The sequence below is a fragment of the Sphaerotilus sp. FB-3 genome, from assembly GCF_023706025.1.
GTDB classification, from domain to species: domain Bacteria; phylum Pseudomonadota; class Gammaproteobacteria; order Burkholderiales; family Burkholderiaceae_C; genus Sphaerotilus; species Sphaerotilus sulfidivorans.
Window position 1 is genome coordinate 1 of record NZ_BQWE01000019.1, and the last position, 25,951, is coordinate 25,951.

Genomic DNA, 25,951 nt, shown 5'->3' on the forward strand with positions numbered 1-25,951 from the left:
TCACCACCCATGTGGCGCTTTTGTCCCTGGCCTGCTCCATCATCTGCCTGCGCACTCTGCGCAGGTTGTGTTAGCCGCTCTAAAGCGCTTTGAAATTTATCCGAAGCGCTTTGAACATGAATGAGTGTTAACCCCAGCGTGAAGCTCATCTGCATCGAATACAGTCATTCAAAGCGCTTTTGAACAAGGTTCTTGCGCTGACGCAACCGCTTCTGCTGCGCGGCCGTAGTTGCCGCCGGGCCAACCCATGCTCTCCCTCGACCAGCAAGTCCAGCTCGCGCTCGGCCACGTCCGCCGACACCTGACCCGCCAGATCGGCCGCCAGGCCCGCGGCGCCGCCTGGGAGGCCTTCGACGCCCGCCTGGCGCGTCATTTCCCGGCGCTGCTACGCGAGCTCGCCGGCGTGTACGGGGCAAGGGCGGACTTCCTCGACGTGCTGGCCCGCGTGGTCGCCACCGCCTGGCAGGGCTGGCGCGAACGGCCCGCCGACCTGCGCGCGCTCGACGCCGCCCGGGAGGCGCAGCCGCACTGGTTCCAGTCCGAGCGCATGCTCGGTGGCGTCTGCTACGTGGAACTCTACGCCGGCAACCTGCGCGGCCTGATGGCACAGATTCCCTACTTCAAGGAACTGGGGCTGACCTACCTGCACCTGATGCCGCCCTTCCTCTGTCCGGCGGACAACAGCGACGGCGGCTATGCGGTCAGCAGCTACCGGGAGATCGACCCGGCGCTGGGCACGATCGACGACCTGCGCGCGCTGGCCGCCGCGCTGCGCCGCGAGGGCATCAGCCTGGTGCTGGACTTCATCTTCAACCACACCGCCGACGAGCACGCCTGGGCGCGTGCGGCGGTGGCGGGGGAGGAGGCCTTCCGCGACTTCTACCTGATCTTTCCGGACCGCACGCTGCCCGACGCCTACGACCGCACGCTGCGCGAGATCTTCCCGGACCAGCACCCGGGCGCCTTCACCCAGCTGGACGACGGGCGCTGGATCTGGACCACTTTCAACTCCTTTCAGTGGGACCTGAACTACGCCAACCCGGCGGTCTTCGACGCCATGGCCGGCGAGATGCTGGCGATCGCCAACCTGGGCGCCGAGATATTGCGCATGGACGCCGTGGCCTTCATCTGGAAACAGCTGGGCACCGACTGCGAGAACCTGCCGCAGGCGCATGCGCTGATCCGCGCCTTCAACGCGGTGTGCCGCATCGCCGCGCCGGGGGCTGCTGTTCAAGTCCGAGGCCATCGTGCACCCGGACCAGGTGGTGAAGTACATCGCGCCCGAGGAATGCCAGCTCTCCTACAACCCGCTGCAGATGGCGCTGCTGTGGAACAGCCTGGCCACCCGCGAGGTCAACCTGCTGCAGCAGGCGCTGGAGGAGCGCCACGCCCTGCCCGCGGGCACCGCCTGGGTCAACTACGTGCGCAGCCACGACGACATCGGGTGGACCTTTGCGGTGCAGGTCAATGCCGCCGGGCAGGTCGAGCTGAAGCTGAAGACACCGTGGCGCGACGGCACGACGCATCTGGTCTTGAGCCCGCTGGAGTTCATGCAGCGGCTTGCGGCGCTGGTTCCCCGGCCGCGTCTGCATCTCATCAGGTTCCACGGCGTGCTGGCGCCCAACGCCAAGCTGCGGTCCCTGGTGGTGCCGCAAGGGCCCGAGGTGGAGGAACGGGCCACCGCAGCCGTTGCCGCCAGCGAATGCGTGGTCCAGACCGAGACTAACCCGGACCGGCCGGACCGACCGCACCGAATTGCTTGGGCGCGGCTACTCAAGCGCGTGTTCGACATCGACATGCAGCACTGCCCCAACTGCGGCGCCGGGGAGCTCAAGATCATCGCGGCCATCCTGGAGCGACCGGTGATCGAGAAGATCCTGACCCACCTGGGACTGGATCCGCAGCCGCCGCCCAGAGGCCGAGCGCGCGAGGCGCGGCAAGACTGAAGCCGCCTGAGCCGCGTCGACCGTCCCGGACACCGTACACATCACAAAGGGCTGCGCAGCCTGGCGCCAGTGGCCGGTGGCGCTGCGCCCGCGTGCGGACTGGATGGCGGAAAACACAGGGTCAACCCCGAGATCAAGGCCCAACGAGCGCGAGGCGAGCCGTCAGGGCGGGCCGAATCCAGACAAGGCAACGGCCCAGGCGCCAGTTCCAAGCCATCCAGGCAGGCATCGGCTGCCCACCCAGGGCTGAGTCGGGCTTTCCAGGCTTTTCACAGACCAGACCGTTTGAAATTCCTATGCGCCGCACCTATGTGGTGTAATGTGGTGTAGTGGCCTGGGGGATCTCTGATGACGACGAAAGCATTGCAGGCAACGGACCCGAAGACCGTCAGGGTGTCGGTCAGTTTTCCGAGCGATCTGTATGAGACGCTGGAACGAATTGCCAAGGACAAGAAAGTGTCTGTGGCTTGGGTCGTCCGGGATGCCTCTGAAAAGTATGTCAACGAGCAGTGGCCGCTGCTCGCTGGCAAGGAATGAAATGTGAGCGTCGTGTACGTCGAACCTGACCGTCTCCTGGATTTGCAGACGCCATCGGGCGGGCAGCCCGAGCGCGAACACCAAACGGTGAGTCTGGCCGTGCCGCGCAAAGGGCATGTGCTGTCAACCGTCGCAGAGCAGTACGGCGCGCCCATGCGTCGGGCAGCTGCGCTGCTGGCCGATGCTGTGTCGGCAAAGGCAGCCGATGCCGTCTGGCATCGACTGCATGCCCGGCGCAGGGTCGAGCCTGGCGCCCATCAAATGCGCTCGCCAAATGATCTGGCGGCGTGGATGGCAGTAGGCGCATGGACGGCTGGCGTGGTCACCGGGCGTCTGCGAGAAAACGCGACATTGGGCGAGGCCGAGTCCTGGTTTCTCGGCGGTCTCGCCCAGACCGGCTTCGTCTCCCTGGTGCCCGACAGCGTGCGTGTGGAAGCCGAAGGCCTGCTACATGAAATTGCCAATCACAAAGCGCTGCTCGACCTGTTGCCCTACGTTCTTGATCCTCACGGCGAAGGCAGCCGTATGAGCGTCATGCTTCGGCCGGAAACGGTGCCGGCGCGGGCGCGCAAGAAGGCAGACGGGGTTTTCTACACGCCGGCCGATGTCGCGGGCTTCATGGCCGAGCGCATCGTCCGGAGCCTGATCGACGACGCCGTACCGCTGACGGTGTTCGATCCGGCGTGTGGAAGCGGCGTATTCTTGCGGGCCGTCCTGACCGAGCTGAAACGCCGGCATCCGGGTGCCGATGCGTTCGATCTCGCGTGCTCATGCCTGTATGGAGCGGATATCGATCCCTGGGCCGTCAGTGCGGCAGCCTTGGTTGTTCTGGTCGACAGTTTCGAGTCGGTGGAGGCACGTGGCATTGCGCCGGTCGCGGCCTGGCATGCGCTGCGCCTGAACCTCGTGCACATGGACACACTGCGGCTCGATCCAGGCAGGGCCGTGCCCCATGACGACCCCGAACGCATCGCACGCCTGGCATGCAGGGCGGCATTGAAAGCGGGAACGCTGCCTGAAGTGGAGGGCGAGTCACCGCCGTCCGGCTCGGTCGGATTTCAGGCCGTGTTTCCCGAGATCGCGGAGGGCGCGCGCGTCATCATCGGCAATCCGCCCTACGCGAGTTTTGGAGAGGCCGCCGATTTCCTCTCGTTGAGCAAACGCTTCGAGACGTTCCAGGCGGCGCCGAAATCGACCTCCGATATGTACCCATTGTTCGTGGAGCAGATGACGCGACTGACTGCGCCCGATGCGCACGGTGGCGCGATGGTTCTGCCGCTTTCCTTGGCGTGCAACACCAGCCGCCAGTTCCTGGCGCTGCGGCGCCTTCTTTCGCGCACACCAGGGCATTGGCAATTCGCCTTCTTCGACCGTGAGCCGCACGCGCTCTTCGGAGAGGATGTGAAAACGCGCAACGCCATTGCGCTGTGGGTGCGACAGGGCTGCGAATCTGACGTCCGTATTTCGACCGGGCCCTTGCGGAAGTGGCGCGGCGGCGACCGGGCCCGCATGCTGGCGGGCATCAATTTCACGCCGATTAACGCCGACATCCGGTTAGGCATTCCCAAACTCGAAGGTGCGATGCAGTCCGAGGCCCTGGCGCAGTTGGTCGAACTGCGATACACGCTTGCGCATGCCGCGCCGCACATTGGTCGCGCGACACTTGGACAGGCGATGCAGGAGAGCAATGCCAAGACGGTTTTCGTTGCCGCCACCGCTTACAACTTCCTGAGTGTCTTCCTATGTCCCACGTCGCATTCATTGGGCGGTGAAGACTTGATCACTGAGAACCCCCTGCACGCTATCGCATGCCCATCGCCTGAGGCCGCCCTCCAGATTTTCGCGTTGCTAAGCAGCCGGCTCGCGTTCTGGTGGTGGCATGTTCACGGTGACGGTTTTCACGTATCCAAGCACGTCATTGAGACGATGCCGGTCGGGGAGATGCTTGACTGCGCTGAACATGCAACGGAGTTGACGCGGTTGGGCGCGTTGCTCTGGAACGAGATATCAGTTAGCCCCATCGTCAGCCGCAATCGTGGCAAGACGTCACTCGGTTTCTCGGCCGTGGCGTCACCGCTTCGCAGCAAGATCGACGCGCTACTCGTCAGAGCACTTGGCCTGCCATCCGAATTTACCCATGAACTGGAACGGTTCTGCGAGGACGTGACCCGTGCGCGGACATCGCCAGGCACCGAAAGATAACGAGAGGATCGATTCCATGAGCCACAAACCGTCGGCCGAGGACAAGGAAAAAAGCAAGCTCACCAAGGAGGAGTGGCGGGACTACACCAAGACCGTCTGGTCGATTGCCAACACGAGTCATGAAGACCATCCCGCTGTGTTCCCGCTTGAGATTCCGCATCGGCTCACAAAGCTGTTCAGCTTTTATGGTGAAACCGTGCTGGATCCCTTCGCAGGAACCGGAACCACGGCCCGGGCGGCCATCCCGCTGGGACGCCGCGCGATCTGCGTCGATCAGAACGCCGGCTACACGGAGATCATCAAGAAGGACTGCGCAAAGCTGCGCAACGGGCATGGAGCGGACTTCGAGCCGCTCGTCGTGGTCAACGGCGATAGCCGCAAGATGGATTTCGTCGAGAGCGACAGCGTAGGTCTTGTCGTCACCAGCCCCCCCTACTGGAACAAGGCGGATTACGGCGATAGTAAACGGAACCTCGGGACGATCGAGCGCTACAGCGACTTCATCGAAGGTATCCGTCCGGTCTTCGAGGAGTGTTATCGGGTCCTGACACCGGGTCGAAAGCTCTGCGTCGTGACCGCCAACGTCAACCAGCACACCGACCATGGCCTGCTCACGTTTCCGCTGGCGACCGACTTCGCCGTGCTGCTGCGCCAGATCGGCTTCGTTATGATCAATGAGATCATCTGGTCGAAAGATGCGACCGGCGGGAAATGGGGGTCTTACGGCGCCCAGCGCCCCATCTTCGGCAGCTATCCCTACCCGCCGAACTTCCTCTTCAAGAACGTGCATGAGTACATCCTGATTTTCGCGAAGCCCCCGCGCACCAAGACCACCGGCCCCAAGGTGCAGCCTTACAAGAAGCTGGTCGAGGGTCTCACTGGGGGCATCATGGAGCCAGACTCGCTGCCGGCCTATGCTCAGGCATTCAGGCAACAGTAGATCGGCCGACGGAGGGGACATGGAGTTCGAGTTTTGCGTGCAGGATCCCACGGATCCGGGTACACGCTACCTGTACGAGGCCATCATCGGCGCGGCTGCCGACGCCACGACGTGGCGCGGCATGTACGCTTTTGCGACACGTGGCGGGGTGGACCAACTCATCGAAGATCCGGTCGTCCACGAGTTCATGCGGCGTGGCGGAGAAATCGATCTCATCGTCGGCATTGATGCGGTGACGAACCGGCAGACGCTGGAGCGCATGCAGGCACTCGAAGAGCGGCATCAGCATTTTCATCCCAAGGTCTTCTGGAACACGACCGGCGGGTTGTTTCATCCCAAGATTTCGCATTTTGGCTATGCCGATGGACGCACAAAGCTGATCTTGGGGTCAGGTAATCTGACGCCAGGCGGGCTGAGGCATAACTTCGAAGGCTATAGCGTCATCAGTGGCGGGCGGCGGGAGGCGATTGACCTGTCTTCGCTGAATGCGTTCATAGCACGACACGAAGCAGATATTCGGCCTATCGATCAGGCGGCGCTTGACCGTGCGGCGCTCAACATCGTTCGCCCCGTTGCCGCTCTCCCGGGTCCGCGAGCGCCTCAGTTAAGGCCACCGAGGGCGGTCCCCAGGGAGGCGGTACTTGACCGTATCCTGCTCGCGCAAGTCCCAGCGGCAGGTGGTCGATGGTCCCAGGTGCATTTCAATACTCAGATCACGGAACAGTACTTCCGCGTGACCGATGTCGCAACTCAGCGGGTCTACTTGACATCCATCGACGCTGCAGGCTTGCGGGGGGAAGAGGAGGTACGGCCGGTCGTCTTCTCCCAAGCCAATGGGAATCACAAGATTGAGATTGCGGCGGCAAAGGGCTTGGACTATCCGGATTCCCCGCCGCTGCTCGTTTTTCGCGAGCGGCAGGTGCGGTGTTTCGATTACATGCTTTTGATGCCCGACAGCCCTGGATATGGAGAATTGCTCGGCCTATCGCAGGCGTTGCCCACGATAGGTCGAGGCCTGAGACGTGCCATCACAGATATGGCGACGCTCTCACAAGCATGGCCAGCATGCCCATTGCTGACTGCTGGAGACGCATTGGATCAGACCATTTAGAGATACTTCTTGAACGTCGCCGCCGCAATGCACGCCGCCACGCCGAGCAGCGCAGCGCTGGGCAGCAGGATCAGCAGCGGGTTCACGCTGACCGGCAATGCCAGGTAAGTCACCCACGGCAGCACGGCCAGCGGGATCAGGCTGGCCCTGGCGCGGTGATAGATGAACCCCGACTCGCGTCCCGCGCCGAAGCGGCGGATGTCCCGGCGCACCAGGCCGTCCACCAGCCCGACGAAGGCGGCCATCAGGAACAGCGGCAGGGTCAGGCACAGCACCAACACCCGCACGAGGAAGACCAGCGTCGTGTAGGCCGAGGCGATCAGGTAGCTCTCCACGTTCACATAGACCAAGCCGATGTAGTAGCGGAAATCCCTAGTCGGGCGGTGGCTGCCGGCGCTGGCCTGCGCCGAGGCGTCGCGTATCCAGTCCAGCAGACCGCTCTTCACGAACAGCCAGTCGTAGCCCTGCTCGACCAGCCGGTGCGCCGTGCGCCCCGGCTCCTGCACCAGCGCGCTGCGCGTGAAATGCGTGGAGAGCTGATCCAGCTCGTAGTTGAGCATGCCCTGTGCGTGGCGCCAGCCCGACGCCTTCCTCGAGTGCGGCATCCTGGCGCATGGATTCCTGCGGCTACGCTGCGGCGAGTGCGGCCACGACAAGCTGCTGGCCTTCAGCTGCAAGCGCCGGGGATTCTGCCCCTCTTGCGGCGCCCGGCGCATGTCGCAGACCGCTGCGCACCTGGTCGACCACGTCATCCCGCACGTGCCGGTGCGGCAATGGGTGCTGTCGCTGCCGATCCCGCTGCGCGTGCTGCTGGCCGCGCAGCCGGAACTGGTCACGCCGGTGCTGCAGGTGGTGCAGCGCGTGGTCACGCGACATCTGCTGCGGCAGGCGGGGCTCAAGGCTGACGAAGGTCACGGCGGCGCCGTCACGCTGATCCAGCGCTTTGGCTCGGCCGCCAACCTCAACATCCACCTGCACTGTCTGGTACTGGACGGGGTGTACTGCTGCGACGCCGATGGTTCGCCGGCCTTCATTGAGGCGGATGCGCCCACCGACGACGAATTGCACGCGCTGCTGCAGACCGTCATCGCCCGGCTGATGAAGATGCTCACACGCCGGGGCGTGCTGGTCGAAGACATGGGCCAGACCTACCTGGCCGAGCCGGATGCCGACGGCGAGGAGGCGCGCACGCTGCGGCCGCTGCAGGCCGCGGCCATCACCTACCGAATCGCCTTCGGGCCGCGCGCCGGGCAGAAGGTGCTGACCCTGAGAGGCGCGATGCCGCGCGAGGACTCGGCCCGCCAGCCGCTGTGCGCCGACATCGACGGATTCAGCCTGCACGCCGCGGTGCGGGTCGAAGCCCATGACCGCAAGCGGCTGGAGCAGCTGTGCCGCTACATCACCCGGCCGGCGCTTTCCGACGAACGGGTGCAGGTCAATGCCGCCGGGCAGGTCGAGCTGAAGCTGAAGACACCGTGGCGCGACGGCACGACGCATCTGGTCTTGAGCCCGCTGGAGTTCATGCAGCGGCTTGCGGCGCTGGTTCCCCGGCCGCGTCTGCATCTCATCAGGTTCCACGGCGTGCTGGCGCCCAACGCCAAGCTGCGGTCCCTGGTGGTGCCGCAAGGGCCCGAGGTGGAGGAACGGGCCACCGCAGCCGTTGCCGCCAGCGAATGCGTGGTCCAGACCGAGACTAACCCGGACCGGCCGGACCGACCGCACCGAATTGCTTGGGCGCGGCTACTCAAGCGCGTGTTCGACATCGACATGCAGCACTGCCCCAACTGCGGCGCCGGGGAGCTCAAGATCATCGCGGCCATCCTGGAGCGACCGGTGATCGAGAAGATCCAGACCCACCTGGGACTGGATCCGCAGCCGCCGCCCAGAGGCCGAGCGCGCGAGGCGCGGCAAGACTGAAGCCGCCTGAGCCGCGTCGACCGTCCCGGACACCGTACACATCACAAAGGGCTGCGCAGCCTGGCGCCAGTGGCCGGTGGCGCTGCGCCCGCGTGCGGACTGGATGGCGGAAAACACAGGGTCAACCCCGAGATCAAGGCCCAACGAGCGCGAGGCGAGCCGTCAGGGCGGGCCGAATCCAGACAAGGCAACGGCTCAGGCGCCAGTTCCAAGCCATCCAGGCAGGCATCGGCTGCCCACCCAGGGCTGAGTCGGGCTTTCCAGGCTTTCCACAGACCGTTTGAAATTCCTATGCGCTTGCTGAACTACCTCGAAGTCGATGAGGCGCGCCACTTCACGCTGAACGACGAGTACATGAACCTGCTGACGGTCAGCGAGCTGGAGTCGCTGGCCGAAGAGGTCGGGCTCAAGAAGGCGATGGGCGAGCGGTACGCGAAGGCGAAGGCCGGCAAGCGGTCGGACTTCATCCAGGCGCTGCTCGCCGTCGAGGGCTTCGCCTACCGAGGCACGGTGCCGAAGGCGATGCGCTATCCGCGTCGCAGGTTCAAGTTCGCCAGGCGCACGTCGGCCGCAGAAGGAGCCACGCAATCGCCGGGCGAAACGGGCGAAGTGCGCCGCGAACCGGAGGCCGCGCCGGCTGCGTGAGCCCTCGACAAGCGATGGGTGACTCCTACGATGACTTCGAGGGTCATCCCTCGCGCAACAGGAGATTCAGCCACGACTGCTGGCAGGTCGTCATCCACTACGGTTTCAAGAACGACCCGGACGTGCCCAAGGCGCTGGAGTCCCTGCGCGGCCGCGGCTGCGAGTTGGATAGCATGACCACCAGCTACTTCCTCTCGCGCGATCTGGTGGTGCCCACGCTGGGCGATGGCATGGCACTGTGGCGCGAAAAGCTGTTCGCGCAGATGCACCACAACGCCGGCGCAGCGGCCGAATTCCTGAACCTGCCGAACAACGCGGTGATCGAGCTCGGCTCCAAACTCGAAATCTGACCCTGCACCCGCGCAGCGGCGCTCCCGCCGCCCGGATCAGGCCGCCGGCCGCGGACGGCGCTGCAGCAGCGCCAGTGCGGCGAGCGAGCCCAGCGTGAGCAACAGCAAGACCCCCAGCAGCGGCAGCACTTCGTGCAGGGGCGCGCCCATCTGGTTCAGGCGCAGCGAGGCCTGGATGCCTGCCGTGCTCGGTGCCAGCCAGCGCAGCCATTGCAGGGGCTCGGGCAGTGCTTCGGCGGGCCAGGAAAAGCCCGCCATGAAGGCCAGTGGCAAGGCGCTGAACAGCAGCACCTGCAGCGCGCGTTCGCGGTTGCCGAACCAGGCCCCGAGGGCAGCGCCCAGGCTGCACACAGCGGGCACGTAGCACAGCAGCAGCGCCAGGGCGCCCGGCGGGTTGGCCCCGCGCGGGAAGTCCTGCCACAGGAACACCCAGCCGACATAGAACAGGCCGCTGAGCCAGCCCACGCTGCACAGGGCCAGCAGGCGCCCCGTCCAGCCAGTGGCGCCACTGCGCAAGCAGCCTTTTTCGGCCCAGGTTCCCACCAGCATGGCCACCCCCATGAGCAGGGTCTGTTGCAGGATCAGCAGTGCGACCGCTGGCACCACGTAGCTGCCATAACCTTCGGTCGGGTTGAACAGCGGGACCATCTGCAGGTTGACCGGGCTGCGGCTGGCCTGCGCCTGTGCCAGCGGTTGACCCCTTGCCTGCAGCTTGCGGATCTCCACCCCGGCCGACACCGTGCCCACGGCCTCGGCAAAGCCGTAGAGCACGGCCGTGTTCAGCAGTGCATAGGCGCCATTGGCTTCGATGCTCACGACCGCGGGCTCGCCCCGCAGCACGTGGCGTTTGAGCTCGCGCGGCAGCACCGCATATCCCTCGATCTCGCCGCGCAGCAGTGCGCGACGCGCGACCTGCTCGTCGCCGGTGATGGTGCGCAGCTCGATGCGCGGGCTGGCCGCCGCGAAGCGGGCGATCTGCCGGGACAGGCCGCTGCCGTCCAGGTCCACGATGGCCACCGGCACACGGGTGACCGCCTGGGTGGCGTACGGCCACGGGTAGAAGAACGCGTACAGCACCGGGGCCGCGACGAGCAACAACAGCACCCCGCTGTCGCGCAGCAGTTCGGCCCAGGTGGCCCGCAGGGCAGCGACGGTGGCGCGCAGGCCCGGAGCGCGTGCGGCCGTCACCGGCGCCCCCATTGCGACGGTTGCCCGCGCAGGCGGATCAGCAGCGGGGCGCTCAGCGCCAGCAGCAGTGCCGCGCCCAGGCCGAGGGCGGCCAGGGTCGTGGCGCTCTCGCGCAGGGGCGCCGCCATTTGCAGTTGCTCGATCTGCAGGCGGATGTAGTGGGTGTAGGGCAGGGCCTCGGCCCAGGCGCGCGCGCTGGCGGGCATGGCCACCAGCGGGAAGCCCACGCCACTGAAGGCGAAGGCCGGCGCAGTGATGAAACCGGTGGCCGACAGCGCGGTGCGCAGCGACCGTGTGGCGGTAGCGGCCAGCGCTCCCAGCGCGATCGACAGCGCCAGCAAGGCCATCAGCCCCAGCCATACCCAGCCCAGCTGTCCGGGCGGATGCCAGCCGCGACCCAGGGTCAGACCCAGCAGTGCCAGCGAGGCCACGCCGCCCAGCGACAGCAGCGGCCACACGAGTTTTCCGAGCAGGGCGCCGGTGACGCTGCCCAGGCGGGCTGGCTCGGGCAGCCAGTCGGCGATGCTGCCGTCGCGCAGCTCGCGCCCCACGGTCCAGGCGCCGGCGGTCATGGCCAGGATGTGCAGCAGCGCCGGGATCAGCGCCGCGGCCAGGAACTGCTCGTAGTTGAGCGAGGGATTGAACAGCGTGACCAGGTCGCTGCGCACCGGCTCCATGGCCACGCGCACCGTGGCGGCGGGTTCGCCCCGCTTGTTGCGCGCGGCCATTTCGATGCCGGCCGACAGCGTGCCGACCACGGTGCGCACATCGCGCTGGATCAGGCCCGAATGGGTGCCCAGCTGGGCGTTGTGCAGCAGCACGACCTGGGCCGCGTGTCCGCGCTTGACGTCCTCGCTGAAGCCCTCGGGGATCACCACCACCGCATGCAACCGGTCCGAGCGCAGAGCCGACTGTGCCTGCGCCGGGTCGGACAGGGCCTGTGCCACCCGCAGGCCGGGCGCGGCGTCGAGCAGGCGCACCAGCTGGCGTGAAAGGGCCGAATGGTCCTGGTCGAGCACGCCCACCGGCAGCTGCGTGGGCAGACCGGCCGAGAAGATCCACCACAGCAGCAGGGCGCCCAGGGCCGGCACCCAGCTGATCATGGCCAGGTCCCAGGGGCTCGCACGCAGACGCTCCCGCTCGCGGCGGGCCGCATGGATGAAACCGGTGAGCAGGCCCACAGCGTGCTGGCCGCGTTCAGTGGACCAGCACGCTCATGCCGGGGCGGGCGCCATCGATGGGGGCCGACGGCCGGGCCCTGACCTCGAAGGTGCGCACGTCGAAGCCCTGCCCCGCCCGCGTGGCGCGCCAGGTGGCGAAGTCCGGCAGCACGCTGGTCTGGTAGACCTTGAAGCGCACGGTACGGTCCGGCAGCGCCGGTAGCGTGGCGTCGAACTCGCTGCCGACGGCAAAGCGCGCCAGCTTGTCCTCGCGCACATTGAGCACCACCCATTGGTCGCTGAGGTCGACCACGGTGACGACGGCCACGCCTTGCGGGGACAGCTCGCCGGGCCGCGCCATCACCTTGGCCACCTCGCCGGCCACGGGGCTGGGCAGGCGGGTTTCGGCCTGTGCGGCCTGCACCTCGGCCACCACGCCCGCCACCTGGCGTGCCTGGGCCGCGGCGGCGGCCTTGTCCTCGTCGCGCGCGCCGGCGCGGGCCATGTCGTACTGGGCCCGGGCGGCCAGGGCCAGATCGCGCGCGGCCTTGTGGTTGGCCTCGGCTTCGTCGCGCTTCTGCGTGGCGATCAGGCCGTCGCGTGCCAGTCCTTCGACGCGGTGGAACGACTTTTCCGCCAGGTCGGCGGCGGCCTGCGCGCGCTGCCAGTTCAGGCGTGCCATCTCGATCTCCTGCGGGCGCGCGCCATGGGCGGCCTTGCTGGCCACCGCCTGGGCGGCCTGCTCGGCGGCCGTGGCCTGGGCCAGCTTGGCCTGCACCTCGGGGCTGTCCAGGCGCAGCAGCGGTGTGCCGGGCTGCACCCGGTCACCCTCGCGCACCAGCACCTCGGCGATGCGCGCGGTGATCTTGGGCGCGACGTCGGTCTCGAGCGCCTCCATCTGGCCCTGGAAAAAGTCCGGCGCCGGACGCGAGGCGCGCCAGAACCCGTAGGCCAGCGCGCTCACCAGCGCGAGCGCCAACACCCCCAGGCCCAGGCGGCCCCATGTCTGCTGCTTCATGTCATTGCACTTTCACGTCTGCGCGAGCCATGTAGTCCGCAAACCGGTCCGGGAGGCCGCAGGCTTCGAGCAACTGGGCCAGGGTGAAGTCGTAGTCGTTGGCGGCCTGCGCCTGTTCCGTCTGGACCTTGGCCAGATTCACCTGCGCGTCGATCAGGTCGAGCGTGGTGCTGGTGCCTTCGCGCAGGCCCGACTGGCGCAGCCGCAGCACCTCCTGCGCCAGCTCGATGGCGGTGCCCGCGGCGATGAACTGCCGCCGGGCCTGGTCGACCGCGCGCCAGTGCTTTTCCACCAGCAGGGCAATGTCGCTGCGGGCCTGCGCGTCGCTGCGCTCGGCCTGTTCCACCTGCTGCAGCGATGCCTCGGCCAGCGTGCGGCGGTCCAGGGCGTCCCACAGTGTGTAGCGCACCCCGATGCCGGCCACCCAGTCGGCCTGCCCGGTGCGCAGCTCGCGCTGGCCGAAGGCAAACACCTGGGGCCGGCGGCCGGCTTCACCCGCGGCGTGCTGTGCCTCGGCCTGTGCCTTCTTGGCCGACACCAGCGCCAGCGCCGGGTGGTGCTGCAGCGCGGCGTCGACAAATTGCGCCAGCGGTTCGAGCGGCTGCGTGTGCACGAACAGCGGGCTGTCCGGTCGCACCGGGCTGTCGCTGTGCACGATGCGCGCCAGCGCAGTGGCAGCCAGCTCGGCATCGTCGCGTGCCTTCAGCGCCTGGCGCCGCGCTTCTTCGAAGGCGCTGCGGGCCTACAGGCGTTCGACGCGTGCGATCAGGCCGGCGTCCAGCATGCGCTGGGCCGCCGCGTCGTGGCGGCCGATGGTGTCCAGCGCCGCTTCGCGCAGAGCCGCAGCGCGGGCCGCCAGCTGGGCACCGAAGTAGCGTTGCACCAGCAGGGTGGACAGTTCGCCTGTGGTGCGGGCGGTATCGGCACGGGCCTCGTCGGCGCGCGCCGACGCCAGGCCGCGCGCGGCGTCGTTGAGGCCACCGGTGTAGATCGGCCAGACCATCGACACCGCTGCGCTGGAGCCCGAGTCCTGGCGGTTGATCGTGTAGGTCGAGGGCAGCGTCGGCAGGGGCAGGGGGATGGGCAGCAGCTCCTCGACCTGAGCGGTGCGCTGGTTCACCGTCTGCAGGTCCGGCCGCAGATTGGCGTTGTAGGCGAAGGCCGTGCCCGACAGGCTGACCACCGGGCCGCCCAGACCGGACAGGCTGTCGGCGCGCAGGGTGGCGCTGCGGGTGGCTGCCTGGGCAGCGGCCAGCTTGTCCGAGCGTTGCAACAGCAGTTGTCGGGCCGCCTCGAAACCCAGGCCGGGTGTCTCGGGCACCGGCTGGGCACCAGCGTGTAGGCCGCACAGCAGCACCAGGGGCAGCAGCCGGCGTGGAAGGCGCCAGCGCGGAATACGGGTCAGGCCAGGCATGGGAAGGGCGGCCGGTGGACCGGGTGCGGATACAAGCCCGGTATTATGATGCATGCCGGCTGCGCCCGCGCTAGTGCGCAGCCTCTAGGCGCCTGGCACGGAGCGGCACAATCGCCGTGAGGTGAGCCCGCTCGGTCTCCGGCCGCGCTCCGCGCCTCACTCACCTTGATTGGTGCCCGCGGACGTGTGCCTTCCGGCCTCCTGCGGGCGACTGTGGGGGTGTCCGACTGGCAGCTTCAGGGCGGCGAGATTGGGACAGCGAATCTCTCTTCAGGGTCGGCCTGCGCCGGTCGGGCGCGCGATCTCACCGCCGGAGAGCGGACCCCCAACTTGAGCCACCGGATAGCCGACGTCCACGGCCGGCAGTGGTCGACCCGGAGCCGACATCCACTGTCCCGATCTCGCCGCCCTGAAGCTGCCAGTCGGACACCCCCGCAGTCACCCACAAGAGGCCCCGCGGCGGAGGGCACGCCTCGGCGGGCAGCCATCAAGGCGATTGAGGCACGGGGCACGGCTTGAGACCGTGCGGGCTCACCTCACCGGGAGCCCATCGTGCGAGCCACGGCGCAGCAGCCCCAGCGGGCTGCCGATGGCGCCCCGCTCCACTACGAACGCCACCGCCCCGAGCAGACCACGCTTTACCGCCTGGTGCAGCAGCACGCCGCCAGCTTCATCGCCCACACCGAGGCCAGCACCGGCGCCGAGTTGCCCCGGTTCATCAAGGACGAGTTCGACGCCTTCCTGGAATGCGGCATCCTGGCCCACGGCTTCCTGAGGCTTCGGTGCGGCGAGTGCGGCCACGACAAGCTGCTGGCGTTCAGCTGCAAGCGGCGAGGGTTCTGCCCCTCATGCGGTGCGCGGAGGATGTCGCAGACGGCGGCGCACCTGGTCGACCACGTCATCCCGCACGTGCCGGTGCGGCAATGGGTGCTGTCGCTGCCGATCCCGCTGCGCGTGCTGCTGGCCGCGCAGCCCGAGCTGGTCACGCCGGTGCTGCAGGTGGTGCAGCGTGTGATTACGCGCCACCTGCTGGATGCTGTCGGGCTCGAGGCCGACGAAGGCCACAGCGGGGCGGTCACGCTGATACAACGCTTCGGCTCCGCGGCCAACCTCAACTGAGGTGTCCTGTCAATCGTGGACAGTCGAAGTTAATGCGCAGAGCGCCGTGGTTGATAGAACTGCCGAGCAAAGACGGCAGGAGGGAGGTAGCCGATGGCGCTGTGGCGACGCTGGCGGTTGTAGAAGACCTCGATCCACTCGGTGATCTCGGCGATGGCCTGAGCGCGGGTGGCGAATCGCCGGTGGTGGACGAGTTCGTTCTTCAGACTGCCCCAGAAGCTCTCCATCGGGGCGTTGTCGTAGCAGTTGCCGCGGCGTGACATGGACGCCCGCATGCCCAGTGCATCGAGCGCCTGGCGGTACTGGCGGGCGCAATACTGGCTGCCCCGGTCGGAGTGGTGGATGAGCCCGGGCGGGGGTCTGCGCCGGGCGTGGGCGTGGCCGAGCGCACGCAGGCACAGCCCCACCGTCATGCGCTCGTCCATCGCGTAGCCGACGAACTCGCGGGTACACATGTCCTTGAGCCCGGCCAGGTACAGCCAGCCATCGTCGGTGCGGATGTAGGTGATGTCGGTGAGCCAGAGCTGGTCGGGGGCGCTGGCGGTGAAGTCCTGCTGCAGCAGGTTGTCGGCCACGGGCAGCGTGTGCTCGGAGTCCGTGGTGACGCGAAAGCAGCGCTTCTGTCGGCAACGCAGCGCCATCGTGCGGCGTAATCGATCCACCCGGTCGCGCCCGGCCTCGAAGCCCTGCGCCCGCAGCTCCACCAGCACCCGGCGCGTGCCATAGGTCTGGCGACTGGCCGCATGCACCCCTCGGATGGCCACCTTCAGCCGCTCGTCGTCGCGCTGACGGGCCGAGGCCGGCCGCTCGCACCAGGCGTAGTACCCGCTGCGCGAGACCCCCAGCGCCGAGCACAGCACCGCCACCGGATAGTCGTGTCGAGCCTGCAGCTCCTTCATGACCGTGTACCTTGCAGCGACTCCCTCGCAAAGTACGCGGCCGCTTTTTTACGATTTCGCGCTCCATCTCCACCCGGGCCAGTTCCCGGCGCAGCCGGCTGACCTCGGCCTTCAGCTCTCCCACCGAGGGCTCGGCCGCCTTCAGCGCCTGCTGACCTCGACGCTGGCTGCTCGCCACCCAGTTGCTCAGCGAGCCCTTCGGAATGCCCACTCTCTGAGCCGCTTCCTGGTGTGACAGCTTTTGTTCCAGCACCAGCTTTACCGCTTCCGCCTTGAACTCTGCTGTGTAGCTTTGGTTCTTCTTCATCGTCTTTTCCGTCGTGTCACTGGGTCAAGTGAGTGTCCACGGAAGTCAGGCTATCTCAGACGACACAGGCACGCCGGGCACCGCCGGGGCTGCATGGCCGGCCTCGTGGCGCAGCACCGGCAGCGGCGACAGCCCGTGCGCCAGCAGCAGCGAGGTGCGGAAGCGGTGATGGCCGTGCTGATGGCGTGCGCGCAGCCGCGCCGCGCGGCCCATCGCCAGACGCAGCGCATCCGACTCCAGCAGCCGGGCCAGCGACTGCAGCAGATCGGCGCGGCGCGCATGCAGCTCGCCCGACAGCGCATCGATGATCTGCAGCCGGTAGGACGGTGCCGGCGCAGCCACGCAGGCCAGCCCGACCGCCATCGCCTCGGCCAGCCGGTCCGCACCGCGACCGGCCCCATCCGGCGCCAGATAGATCCAGGCCTGGGCCAGCGCCCGGGCACGTGCCGGCGCCTCCGCCAGTGCAATCTCCTGAAGCTTCACCTGCGCGGCCAGCAGCAGTGCACGCACCGAGCCGGGAACCGGGCCGATCCAGGCGAAGGCCGGCTGGCGTGCAGCCTGAATGCCCGACAGCATGACCGCCAGTTCGGCGAAGGCCTGCGCGATCTCCTCGTCGGCCTGCGGGTCGCCGGTGGCCGCGGTCACGATGCGCGGCGCGGTGTCCGCCATGAGCGGCTGGCTGAAGAAGACCGCATCGACCGCGCCAGGCAGCGGCGCCGCGGCCAGCGGATCGACCCGGTCCGGACCGACGAGAAAGACGCTGCGCTCCGGCATGCCCTGCAGCAGCCTCTGGGCCAGCACCCGGCTGCACTGGTGCAGGAACAGCGGCATGTGTGCCCGGGGTCGGCCCTGCAGCACATGGCGAGCGCTCAGCAGCGCCGGCAGGCCGTGCAGATGCAGCGCTTGCGGCGGCGCCGGCGCATCGAGCGCGCGCCTCAGCGCGGTGGCCACCGCCCGCATCGCAGGCACCGGCAGCAGCTGCACCGACTCCGGACTCAGCAGCCGTGCCGCCTGCAGCGCGCCAGCGCCGGCCGCCAGCGGCAGCACCTGCTGCATCAGCTGGCCGTCGGCCAGCGCCATCAGCGTGGGCCACAGCGTGCCGCCGTGGCCGCCCGGCCGCAGCCGGGTCACCAGATGCAGGATCGCGCTCATCGGGCGCCGCTGCCCCGGATGACCACCCGCAGCGTGCGCAGCAGGATGCTGAGCCGCAGCCTCAGGCTGTGCTGCTCGACGAACTCGCGATCAAGCTCGACGCGTTCGTCGTAGGTGGTGTCGTTGCGGCCGCTGACCTGCCACAGGCCGGTCATGCCCGGGCGCACGCTCAGGTAGTGCCAGCGCACCTGGCCGTAGCGCGGCAGCTCGGCCAGCGTGATCGGGCGCGGGCCGACCAGGCTCATCTCGCCGCGCAGCACGTTGAAGAGCTGCGGCAGCTCGTCGAGGCTGGTGCGGCGCAGGAAATGGCCGATCGGGGTGATGCGCGGATCATCGTTCAGCTTGTGGTCGCGTTCCCATTCGGCGCGCGCGGCCGGGTCGCGCTCGAGCAGCTCGCGCAGCATCGCCTCCGAGTCGAGGTACATGCTGCGGAACTTCAGGCAGCGAAAGGGGCGGCCGTGCTGGCCGATGCGGTAGTGGCCGAACAGCACCGGCGCGCCGTCGCAGCGCCACACCAGCAGCGCGATCACTGCCATCAGCGGCGCGAGCAGCAGCAGCAGCAGCAGTGCGGTGAACTGGTCGAGCCGCAGCTGCAGCCGGGCCAGCCGGCTGCCCGATCGGGCCTGGCTGCGGCGCCTGAAGCGGCGGGCGCCGCCGACGAATTCCTGCAGCGTCCGGTCCGATCGCGGGTCTGCCGATTGTTTCGATTTCATACAAAAATCTCTCGGAGACGGTGGGATTGGAGGGCTTGATGTTGTTTTCGTGCATTATTCACCCGAAATCTTGAGCGGCAGATGAATGGCCCTCGGGTGGCCTCCAGTCATGTGGCGATCCCCTCCGGAAGTCGGGGCCGGAAATGTGAAAGTCAAAAGATCGATGCGTTCGCGCCATGAAGTGCAAAAGATGCGCGGTGATGTGCGGAATTGACCCGTGCCTGCAGGATGGCCTCGACGCGCCCGATCGGGTCCATTCGCTGATGCAGATCATCTGAAGCCAATGGTCTGAGTGGATTCATGGGTTTCAATTCGTAATACAGACACTGCTCCTCCATGTCGCTTGCCCGTTTCCTGATGGCCCTGCGCGCGCGCTGGCGCCTCGCGCTGTCGGTCCTGCTGGCCGTGCTCGGACTGACCCTCGCGGTCAGCCTGCTGCTGCCCACCCGCTACACCGCGACGGCCATGGTGCTGGTCGATGCCCGGGCGGCCGATCCGGTGGCGGCGGGTGGCGCCCAGCCGCCACAGGCCAGCACCTACATGGCGATGCAGGTCGACCTGATCCAGAGCGAGCGGGTGGCGCGGGCGGTCATCGCCGCCACCGGCCTGGGCCGCGCGGACGGTCCGGCGCGGGCGAAGTGGCAGGAAGAGACCGGCGGCGCCGGCGACTTCGAGGCCTGGCTGGCTGCCGCGATGCGCAAGCGCCTGGAGGTGCGCCCGGCCAAGGAATCCGGCGTGATCTCGATCGCCTACACCGCCGAGAGCCGCGAGGAGGCGGCGCGCCTTGCCAACGCCTTCGTGCAGGCCTTCGTCGACACCAGCCTGGCGCTGCGGCTCGATCCGGCGCGCGGCAGCAGCGACTTCTTCGACGAGCGTGCGCGCCAGCTGCGTGCCGCGCTGGAGGAAGCGCAGCAGCGCCTGTCGGCCTTCCAGCGCGAGCATGGCCTGCTGGCGGTCGGCAGCGACGAGCGGGTCGACATCGAGACCGCGCGCCTGTCGGAGCTCTCCAGCCAGCTGGTGGCGCTGCAGGCGCAGGCCGGCGAGTCCGGCAGCCGCCGTGCGCAGGCCGCGGCCAGCCCGGACCGGGCGCCGGAGGTGCTGGCACATCCGGTGGTCGCCGGCCTGTCGGCCGATCTGGCGCGCCAGGAGGCCCGGCTCGACGAGATGGGCGCCCGGCTGGGCGAGCAGCATCCGCAGATGCTCGAGCAGCGCGCCACCGTCGAGCGGCTGCGCCGGCAGCTCGCCACCGAGTCGCGCCGCATCGCCTCCAGCCTGGGGCTGAGCGACAACGTCAACCAGCAGCGCCTGGCGCAGGCGCAGGCCGCGCTGGACGAGCAGCGTGCCCGGGTGCTGGAGCTGACCACCCGCCGCGACGAGGCCCGGGTGCTGCTGCGCGACGTGCAGAACGCCCAGCTGGCCTATGACGCGGTGGCCGGCCGCGCCACCCAGAGCGGCACCGAACGCCAGGCGCGCCTGAGCAATGTCTCGGTGCTGAAGCAGGCCACCGCGCCGGCGCAGGCCTCCTCGCCGCTGCTGGGCGTGAACCTGGGCATCGCGGCGGTGCTGGGCAGCGTGCTGGCGCTGGGCGCGACGCTGCTGGCCGAGCTGCGCGACCGCCGGCTGCGCTGCGCCGACGATGTGCCCGAACTGCTCGGCCTGCCGCTGCTGGTCGAGATCCCGTCGTCGCGCCCAGGCGCCCGCACGCCGGTGGCGGCCTTTCCGGCCTTGCGCGGCCCGGGCCGGGCCGGCCGGACATGAGTGCAGGTCGGCCGATGAGCCCGCGCGACGGACATGATCAGCTGCTGCAGGTGGCGGTGCCGCCGGGCGAGCGGCCACTGGGCGAGCTGCTGCGCGACGTCTGCCCGCTGGGCGACGCCGACATCGCCCGCATCGTCGCGCTGCAGGCCGAGCGCGAGCTGCGCTTCGGCGAGGCGGCGCTGCAGCTCGGGCTGGTGCAGCCCGCCCAGCTGCAGCAGGCGCTGGCGCGCCAGTTCGGCTATGCCTGCGTCGATGTGGCTGCGCATCCCCATCTGGCCGAGCTGAGCGTCGCCGCCGATCCGCACGGACCGGCCGCCGAGCTGTGGCGCGACCTGCGCGCGCAGCTGATGCTGCGGGTGCCGGCGCCGATGCCGGGGCCGGCCCGTGCGCATCCGTCCGGCCGGGTGCTGGCGATCGTCAGCCCGCGCCGGGGCGATGGCCGCAGCCACGCCGCCGCCAACCTGGCGGCCGCCTTCAGCCAGCTGGGCGAGCGCACGGTGCTGGTCGATGCCGACCTGCGCGCGCCGCGGCTGCACCGGCTGTTCGGTCTGACCGACCGGCCGGACCGGCCCGGGCTGAGCGTGCTGCTGGCCGACCCGGCGCGGCAGCCCGAGCCGCAGCGCATCGACGTGCTGCCTTGCCTGGCGCTGCTGCCGGTCGGCGCGCCGCCGCCCAATCCGCTCGAGCTGCTCGAGCGCGGCCGCTTCGCCGCGCTGCTGCAGGATCTGGCGACCCGCTTCGACCGGGTCATCGTCGACACCCCGGCCTCGGCCGACGGCGCCGACGCCCGGGTGATCGCCGCGGCCTGCGGCGAGGCGCTGGTGCTGGCGCGGCGCCATCACGCCCGCGCCGCCGAGCTCGGCGTGCTGGTCGAGTCGCTGCGGCGCGAGTCGGTCGATCTGGCCGGCGTGGTGATGCGCGGGGACTGATGGTGCCAGTGCCTGTGCGCCTGCAGCTGCTCGAGCTGACGCTGACCCAGATCGCCACCTTCGCCTTTCCGCTGGTGTTCGCGGTGGTGTGCGGGCGCACGCTGGGCATGCACGACTACGGCGTGGTGTCCTTCTACGCGGCGCTGGGCGGCTTCCTGGGCATGATCATCGAGTTCGGCTTCGACTGGTACGGCACCCGCGAGGTCGCGCGCCGCCGCGACGATGCCGACCATGCGCACCGCACGCTGTGGAACATCACCGCGGCCAAGCTGCTGCTGTGCGCGACGGTGGCCAGCGGCTGCGGCGCACTGCTGCTGCTGCTGCGTCCGCCCGGCGAGGAGGCGCTGATGCTGGCCTCGCTGGCCTATCTGGTCGGCTTCGCGCTGGATGCCGGCTGGTATGCACGGGCGCTCGAGCAGACCCGGCTGCTGCTGCTGGTCACCACCGGCGTGCGGCTGCTGGGCATCGCGCTGCTGCTGGCGCTGGTGCCGCGCCTGGCGACGATGGAGAGCGCGCTGGCGGTCTACGCGCTGGTGTCGCTGGCCACCAGCGCGTTCACCTGGTGCCTGCTGCTGCGCCGGGGGCTGGCGCGCCGCGCCCGCCTGGACGCCGACCGCATCGGGCAGCTGCTGCGCGGCGCCTCGGCCATCGTCTCGGGCAATGTCAACGGCGCGATGCTGACCAATGGCGGCATCGCGCTGCTGGGCCTGCAGGCCGATGCCGCCACCGTCGGCGCGGCCAGCCTGGCGCTGCGGGTGCGCATGGCCGGGCAGGCGGTGCAGCTGCCGCTGCAGCAGTTCGGCTTCGTGCGCTTCGCGCGGCTGGCGGCCGGCGCGCCGGACGAGGCGCTGCGCTTCGGCCGGCGCCTGCTGGTGGCGATGCTGGCCATCGGCCTGGCGGTGGGCACGCTGGCGATGCTGGCCGCGCCGCAGATCGTCGGCTATGTGTTTCACCGCGAGGAGCCGCTGGCGGTGGCGCTGGTGCTGCTGCTGGCGCTGAGCGTGCCGCTGCAGGCGGTGGCGGCGCTGTTCGGCCAGCAGTCGCTGATCGCCTTCGGGCTGGAGCGTCACTATGCGCTGGTGCAGACCGCCGCGACGCTGCTGTTCTGCGCGCTGCTGGCGCTGCTGCCGGCGCGGGTGGGCGGCAGCGCCTACGGCTGGGCCCTGCTGGGTGCCGATCTGCTGGTGCTGCTGCTGTCGGGCACGGTGCTGGCGTGCTGCCGGCCGGGGTGGGCGCGATGAGGACCGCCCGCACCGCATCGATGCCGTGGTGGAGCTCGCCGGCGGGCATCGCCTGCGGCTTCCTGCTGCCGCTGATGTTCCTGATCGCCTGGGCCGGCGAGGTGCGCCATCCGGCGCTGACGATCCGTGGCGTGCAGGTGCTCGACCTGGGCTGGCTGATGCTCGGCGGCCTGCTGCTGGCGGCGCTGGCGCTGGGCGGCATGCTGGGTGCGCAGCTGCAGCCGCGTGCCGGCGCACCGCGCCCGCTGGGCGTCGGCGCGGACCGCGCCGCGCTGGCCATCGGCCTGGTGGCGGTGCTGGCCTTCTCGGTCTGGTTCCGGGACTTCCTGCTCGACCCGGCGCTGCTGTGGGCCACGCTCAGCGGCGCCTACAAGCCCGAGCGCGACAGCATCGAGCTGACGCCGGGGCTGACCTCGCTGGCCAATGTCACGCCGGTGTTCTTCTCGCTCTACCTGTTCCGCCGGCTGGATCCGGGGGGGGCGGGCCGGGGCCCTGCGCTGCCGCTGCCGCGGGCGCTGCATGTGCTGGCGATCGTGCTGGCGCTGCTGACCGCCTTCCGGGTCTATGTCTGGTCGGAGCGGCTGGCGCTGATCGAGTCGCTGGTGCCGCTGGGCCTGGCGGTCGGCCGCTGGGCGGCGGCACGCCCGGGCGCGGCCGGCACGCTGCTGCGGGTGGCCGGGCCGTTCGCCGCCATTCCGCTGGTGATCCTCTACTTCGGTGCGGCCGAGTACGCGCGCTCCTGGGCCTCCGACACCTACCAGGGCCGGCTGGACTTCTGGGAGTTCGCGCTCGGGCGCTTCGCCAGCTACTACTACACCTCGCTGAACAACGGCGCGAGCCTGCTGGCGAACTCCGCCTGGCCGACCTGGACCTTCGAGTTCACGCTCGAGTGGCTGCACCGCGCGCCGCTCGGCCTGGGCCAGCCCTTCTCGACGCTGACCGGCTATGCCGGCCGCACCTTCGAGCAGCACCTGTTCACCTACCAGGACCCGGAGTTCAACAGCCCCTCCGGCCTGTATGCGGTGGTGTCGGACCTCGGCCTGACCGGCGCGGTGGTCTACATGTGCGCGGTCGGCCTGCTCAGCGGCATGGCCTTCCGTGCCTACCGCGAGGGCCGGCTCGCCGGGGTGCTGCTCTATCCGATCTTCTTCATCAGCTTCATGGAGATGTACCGCTATCCCTATCTCGGCACCGCGCGCGCCTTCACCTGGACCTGCGGCATCGTGCTGGCGCTGCTGCTGGCGCGGGTGCTGGCCCCTGCTCCAGCTCCCGCGTCCGCGTCTGCGTCCACGCCGGAAGGCCGCCAGCCATGAACGCGGTGCAGCGGCCGCGCCTGAGCATCGTCGTGCTGAACCGCCAGCGCGAGCGCTTCGTCGCGCATGCGATCGAGTCGGCCTGCGCGCAGACCCTCGAGCGCGAGCAGCCGGGCGCGGTCGAGGTCATCGTCGTCGACGACGGCTCGCGTGACGGCTCGCGCACCGTGATCCGGCGTCTCGCGCCGCAGCTGCGCTGCATCGAGCTCGACGAGGCGGGCCAGGCGGCGGCCATCAATGCCGGCTTCGCCGCTGCCCGCGGCGAGCTGCTGCTTTTCCTGGAGGCGGAGGACTGGCTCTATCCGCAGGCGGCCGCGCAGGTGCTGGCCGCCTGGACGCCGGGCGTGAGCAAGCTGCAGTTCCGTCTCGATCTGGTCGATGCGGATGACCGGCCGCTGGGCCGCCAGCTGCCGCGCCGGCTGCACGAGGGCGCGCAGGCGCTGGCGCTGCTGCGCGAGTTCGGCGCCTATGGCTCGCCGCCGTGCTCGGGCAATGTCTTCCACCGCGACTTCCTGGCACGGGTGCTGCCGCTGGACGAGTCGCCCTGGCAGGCCGGCGCCGATACCGTGCCGATCCTGCTGGCGCCGGCCTGCGGCGCGGTGCGCTCGCTGCCCCAGGCGCTGGGCGCCTACCGCGGTGCCGGGCCGGACGACTGGCTGCCTTCGGCCCGCCACGGCGCGCTGTCCGAGGCCTGCCGTCGCGTCCTGCAGGGCAAGCAGGCGCTGGCCGCCGCGCTGGACCATCTGGTGATCCCGCGCCGGCGCGAGCTGGCGCTGGCGCCCTGGGAGGCGCGCACGCTGGTCATGGGCCTGCGCCTGGGCCCGGCCGATCCGGCGCTGCCGCGTGCGCGCACCGCCGGCCGCGCGCTGCGGGCGGTGCTGCGCTGGCCCGATCTGCGCCTGGGCGAGCGTCTGCTGATGCTCGGCTGGATGGCCGGCGTGCTGCTGCTGCCGCGCGCTCTGGCGGGCCGGCTGGCCCGCCAGCATCGCCGCCTGAGCGGCCGGGAAACACCGACATGCTGATCAACGCCCGCTTCCTGACCCGCCCGGCCACCGGCGTGGACCGCTTCGCCATCGAGCTGCTGGGCGCGGGCGCCCGGCTGGGTCTGCTGCCGCAGGCGCGCGCGATCGTGCCGCAGGCTGCCGCGCTGGTCACGCCGCTGCCGCCGGGCCTGGCGCTGGCGCGCGCCGGCCGCCATCAGGGCCACCGCTGGGAGCAGACCGAGCTGCCGGCGCTGGCCGGCGACGAGCCGCTGGTCAATCTGTGCAACACCGCGCCCTGGCGCCACCAGCGCCAGATGGTGGTGATCCACGACGCGGCGGCGGTGGCCAATCCGCGCAACTACGGCTTTGCCTTCCGCCACTGGTACCGGGTCATGCTGGACTCGGTGATGCACCGCGCGCGGGTGGTCACCACGGTGTCGCGCTTCAGCGCCGACGAGCTGGTGCGCCATTTCGGCCGGCCCTTTCTCGACATCGAGGTGCTGCCCGAGGGCGGCGAGCACATCCTGCGCCTGCCGGCCGATCCGACGGTGTTCGAGCGCCTGGACCTGCAGGGCCGGCGCTATGTGCTGGCGGTCGGCAGCCTGTCGCACAACAAGAACTTCGCCGCGGTGCTGAAGGCGATGGCGCTGCTGGACGATCCCGGCATCGTGCTGGTGGCCGCCGGCGGCGGCAATGCGCGCATCTATGCCGGTGCCGCAGGTCTGGATCTGGACGACCGCCGGCTGCAGCGCACCGGCTATGTCAGCGACCAGCAGCTGCGTGCGCTCTACGAGGGCGCGGCCTGCTTCGTCTTCCCGTCCTTCTACGAGGGCTTCGGCCTGCCGCCGCTGGAGGCGATGTGCTGCGGCTGCCCGGTGATCTCCTCCGACCGCGCCTCGCTGCCCGAGGTCTGCGGTGATGCCGCGCTCTACTGCGACCCGGACGATCCGGCCACGCTGGCGGCGCAGCTGCGCCGGCTGCTGGACTCCGACGCGCTGGCGGCCGAGCTGCGCCAGGCCGGCCGCCAGCGTGCCGCCGGCTTCACCTGGGACCGGGCCGCGCGCGAGTTCGCCGACCTGATGGACCTGCATTTCGCCTGAGGGATTTCC

22 protein-coding genes and 5 pseudogenes are annotated in these 25,951 nt (G+C 69.3%); 17 read left to right on the plus strand and 10 right to left on the minus strand.

All coding sequences use genetic code 11. The features are described from left to right. Positions 1 to 601 precede the first annotated feature (601 nt). The 7 genes and pseudogenes from NFT33_RS19320 to NFT33_RS11205 form a co-directional block, all read left to right on the plus strand. Positions 602 to 1,135, plus strand: a pseudogene (locus NFT33_RS19320) (alpha-amylase family glycosyl hydrolase); the annotation flags it as partial. Positions 1,136 to 1,481: 346 nt separating this feature from the next. Beyond that, positions 1,482 to 1,652 (plus strand): annotated as a pseudogene (locus NFT33_RS19405) (transposase); the annotation flags it as partial. Between the two features lie 129 nt (positions 1,653 to 1,781). Continuing rightward, on the plus strand, positions 1,782 to 1,946 hold the full coding sequence (locus tag NFT33_RS11185; protein WP_158101060.1) for a hypothetical protein: 165 nt from the start codon (positions 1,782 to 1,784) through the stop codon (positions 1,944 to 1,946). 348 nt (positions 1,947 to 2,294) lie between these two features. After that, the gene (locus NFT33_RS11190) at positions 2,295 to 2,483 is read left to right on the plus strand and encodes a ribbon-helix-helix domain-containing protein (RefSeq protein ID WP_251675348.1); all 189 of its coding nucleotides are present in this window, start codon (positions 2,295 to 2,297) and stop codon (positions 2,481 to 2,483) included. 3 nt (positions 2,484 to 2,486) lie between these two features. Next, positions 2,487 to 4,685, plus strand: a complete 2,199-nt coding sequence (locus NFT33_RS11195) for an N-6 DNA methylase (RefSeq protein ID WP_251675350.1) — start codon at positions 2,487 to 2,489, stop codon at positions 4,683 to 4,685. A gap of 16 nt (positions 4,686 to 4,701) precedes the next feature. Further along, positions 4,702 to 5,625, plus strand: coding sequence for a DNA methyltransferase (locus tag NFT33_RS11200; RefSeq protein ID WP_251675352.1), 924 nt, complete (start codon positions 4,702 to 4,704; stop codon positions 5,623 to 5,625). 19 nt (positions 5,626 to 5,644) lie between these two features. Continuing rightward, positions 5,645 to 6,736: a phospholipase D family protein gene (locus NFT33_RS11205; protein ID WP_251675354.1), complete on the plus strand. Its 1,092-nt coding sequence runs from the start codon at positions 5,645 to 5,647 to the stop codon at positions 6,734 to 6,736. Here the strand turns inward: NFT33_RS11205 and NFT33_RS11210 are convergent. Further along, positions 6,733 to 7,326, minus strand: a pseudogene (locus tag NFT33_RS11210) (TIGR03747 family integrating conjugative element membrane protein); the annotation flags it as partial. The gene NFT33_RS11205 and the pseudogene NFT33_RS11210 overlap by 4 nt on opposite strands. Between NFT33_RS11210 and NFT33_RS11215 the strand changes: the two are divergent. From NFT33_RS11215 to NFT33_RS11225, 3 genes and pseudogenes are all read left to right on the plus strand, one after another. After that, a complete protein-coding gene (locus NFT33_RS11215; RefSeq protein WP_251675392.1) occupies positions 7,295 to 8,653 on the plus strand; it encodes a transposase in 1,359 nt (452 codons plus the stop codon). The pseudogene NFT33_RS11210 and the gene NFT33_RS11215 overlap by 32 nt on opposite strands. Positions 8,654 to 8,944: 291 nt before the next feature. After that, positions 8,945 to 9,298, plus strand: a complete 354-nt coding sequence (locus tag NFT33_RS11220) for a hypothetical protein (RefSeq protein WP_251675356.1) — start codon at positions 8,945 to 8,947, stop codon at positions 9,296 to 9,298. A gap of 71 nt (positions 9,299 to 9,369) precedes the next feature. Beyond that, positions 9,370 to 9,648 (plus strand): annotated as a pseudogene (locus NFT33_RS11225) (KUP/HAK/KT family potassium transporter); the annotation flags it as partial. A 36-nt stretch (positions 9,649 to 9,684) separates the two neighbouring features. On the opposite strand, the gene NFT33_RS11230 reads toward NFT33_RS11225, so the two are convergent. The 5 genes from NFT33_RS11230 to NFT33_RS11250 form a co-directional block, all read right to left on the minus strand. Continuing rightward, complete coding sequence (locus NFT33_RS11230; RefSeq protein ID WP_376744153.1) at positions 9,685 to 10,848, minus strand: ABC transporter permease; 1,164 nt, start codon at positions 10,846 to 10,848, stop codon at positions 9,685 to 9,687. Beyond that, positions 10,833 to 12,017: an ABC transporter permease gene (locus NFT33_RS11235; protein ID WP_251675358.1), complete on the minus strand. Its 1,185-nt coding sequence runs from the start codon at positions 12,015 to 12,017 to the stop codon at positions 10,833 to 10,835. Before NFT33_RS11235 ends, NFT33_RS11230 begins: the two co-directional genes overlap by 16 nt. Before the next feature lie 16 nt (positions 12,018 to 12,033). Further along, positions 12,034 to 13,014 carry an HlyD family secretion protein gene (locus NFT33_RS11240; protein ID WP_251675360.1) on the minus strand — a complete coding sequence of 327 codons (981 nt, stop codon included), beginning with the start codon at positions 13,012 to 13,014 and terminating at the stop codon, positions 12,034 to 12,036. Between the two features lies 1 nt (position 13,015). Next, positions 13,016 to 13,669 (minus strand): TolC family protein, encoded by a 654-nt coding sequence (locus tag NFT33_RS11245; RefSeq protein ID WP_251675362.1) that lies wholly within the window; start codon positions 13,667 to 13,669, stop codon positions 13,016 to 13,018. An 87-nt stretch (positions 13,670 to 13,756) separates the two neighbouring features. Next, positions 13,757 to 14,428, minus strand: a complete 672-nt coding sequence (locus NFT33_RS11250; protein ID WP_251675364.1) for a TolC family protein — start codon at positions 14,426 to 14,428, stop codon at positions 13,757 to 13,759. Positions 14,429 to 14,980: 552 nt separating this feature from the next. On the opposite strand from NFT33_RS11250, the gene NFT33_RS11255 reads away from it, so the two are divergent. Further along, entirely contained in the window at positions 14,981 to 15,547 is a 567-nt protein-coding gene (locus tag NFT33_RS11255; protein WP_251675365.1) for a transposase zinc-binding domain-containing protein, read from the plus strand. A gap of 29 nt (positions 15,548 to 15,576) precedes the next feature. Here NFT33_RS11255 and NFT33_RS11260 read toward each other — a convergent pair. The 4 genes and pseudogenes from NFT33_RS11260 to NFT33_RS11275 all read right to left on the minus strand — a co-directional run bounded on the left by NFT33_RS11260 (position 15,577) and on the right by NFT33_RS11275 (position 18,920). Continuing rightward, a protein-coding gene (locus NFT33_RS11260) for an IS3 family transposase (RefSeq protein ID WP_251675366.1) occupies positions 15,577 to 16,753 on the minus strand; the annotation gives its coding sequence in 2 pieces (ribosomal slippage) (positions 15,577 to 16,489 and positions 16,488 to 16,753; 1,179 coding nt in all). Positions 16,754 to 16,798: 45 nt separating this feature from the next. Continuing rightward, on the minus strand, positions 16,799 to 17,905 hold the full coding sequence (locus tag NFT33_RS11265; protein ID WP_251675367.1) for a glycosyltransferase family protein: 1,107 nt from the start codon (positions 17,903 to 17,905) through the stop codon (positions 16,799 to 16,801). Beyond that, positions 17,902 to 18,486, minus strand: a pseudogene (locus tag NFT33_RS11270) (sugar transferase); the annotation flags it as partial. The pseudogene NFT33_RS11270 and the gene NFT33_RS11265, both read right to left, overlap by 4 nt. 284 nt (positions 18,487 to 18,770) lie before the next feature. Beyond that, complete coding sequence (locus NFT33_RS11275; RefSeq protein WP_251675368.1) at positions 18,771 to 18,920, minus strand: hypothetical protein; 150 nt, start codon at positions 18,918 to 18,920, stop codon at positions 18,771 to 18,773. 34 nt (positions 18,921 to 18,954) lie between these two features. Here NFT33_RS11275 and epsF point away from each other — a divergent pair, with 34 nt between their 5' ends. From epsF to NFT33_RS11305, 6 genes are read left to right on the plus strand one after another with little or no spacing between them, the layout of a single operon-like run. Then, positions 18,955 to 20,376 (plus strand): chain length determinant protein EpsF, encoded by a 1,422-nt coding sequence (gene epsF / locus NFT33_RS11280; protein ID WP_251675369.1) that lies wholly within the window; start codon positions 18,955 to 18,957, stop codon positions 20,374 to 20,376. 14 nt (positions 20,377 to 20,390) lie between these two features. Continuing rightward, positions 20,391 to 21,305 carry a cellulose synthase operon protein YhjQ/BcsQ gene (locus tag NFT33_RS11285; protein ID WP_251675370.1) on the plus strand — a complete coding sequence of 305 codons (915 nt, stop codon included), beginning with the start codon at positions 20,391 to 20,393 and terminating at the stop codon, positions 21,303 to 21,305. After that, positions 21,305 to 22,546 carry an oligosaccharide flippase family protein gene (locus NFT33_RS11290; protein WP_251675371.1) on the plus strand — a complete coding sequence of 414 codons (1,242 nt, stop codon included), beginning with the start codon at positions 21,305 to 21,307 and terminating at the stop codon, positions 22,544 to 22,546. The genes NFT33_RS11285 and NFT33_RS11290 overlap by 1 nt, the downstream gene beginning before the upstream one ends. Beyond that, positions 22,543 to 23,859 carry an O-antigen polymerase gene (locus tag NFT33_RS11295; protein ID WP_251675373.1) on the plus strand — a complete coding sequence of 439 codons (1,317 nt, stop codon included), beginning with the start codon at positions 22,543 to 22,545 and terminating at the stop codon, positions 23,857 to 23,859. Before NFT33_RS11290 ends, NFT33_RS11295 begins: the two co-directional genes overlap by 4 nt. After that, on the plus strand, positions 23,856 to 24,881 hold the full coding sequence (locus tag NFT33_RS11300; protein ID WP_251675376.1) for a glycosyltransferase family 2 protein: 1,026 nt from the start codon (positions 23,856 to 23,858) through the stop codon (positions 24,879 to 24,881). Before NFT33_RS11295 ends, NFT33_RS11300 begins: the two co-directional genes overlap by 4 nt. Beyond that, a complete protein-coding gene (locus tag NFT33_RS11305; protein ID WP_220787328.1) occupies positions 24,875 to 25,942 on the plus strand; it encodes a glycosyltransferase family 4 protein in 1,068 nt (355 codons plus the stop codon). The genes NFT33_RS11300 and NFT33_RS11305 overlap by 7 nt, the downstream gene beginning before the upstream one ends. Positions 25,943 to 25,951 lie beyond the last annotated feature (9 nt).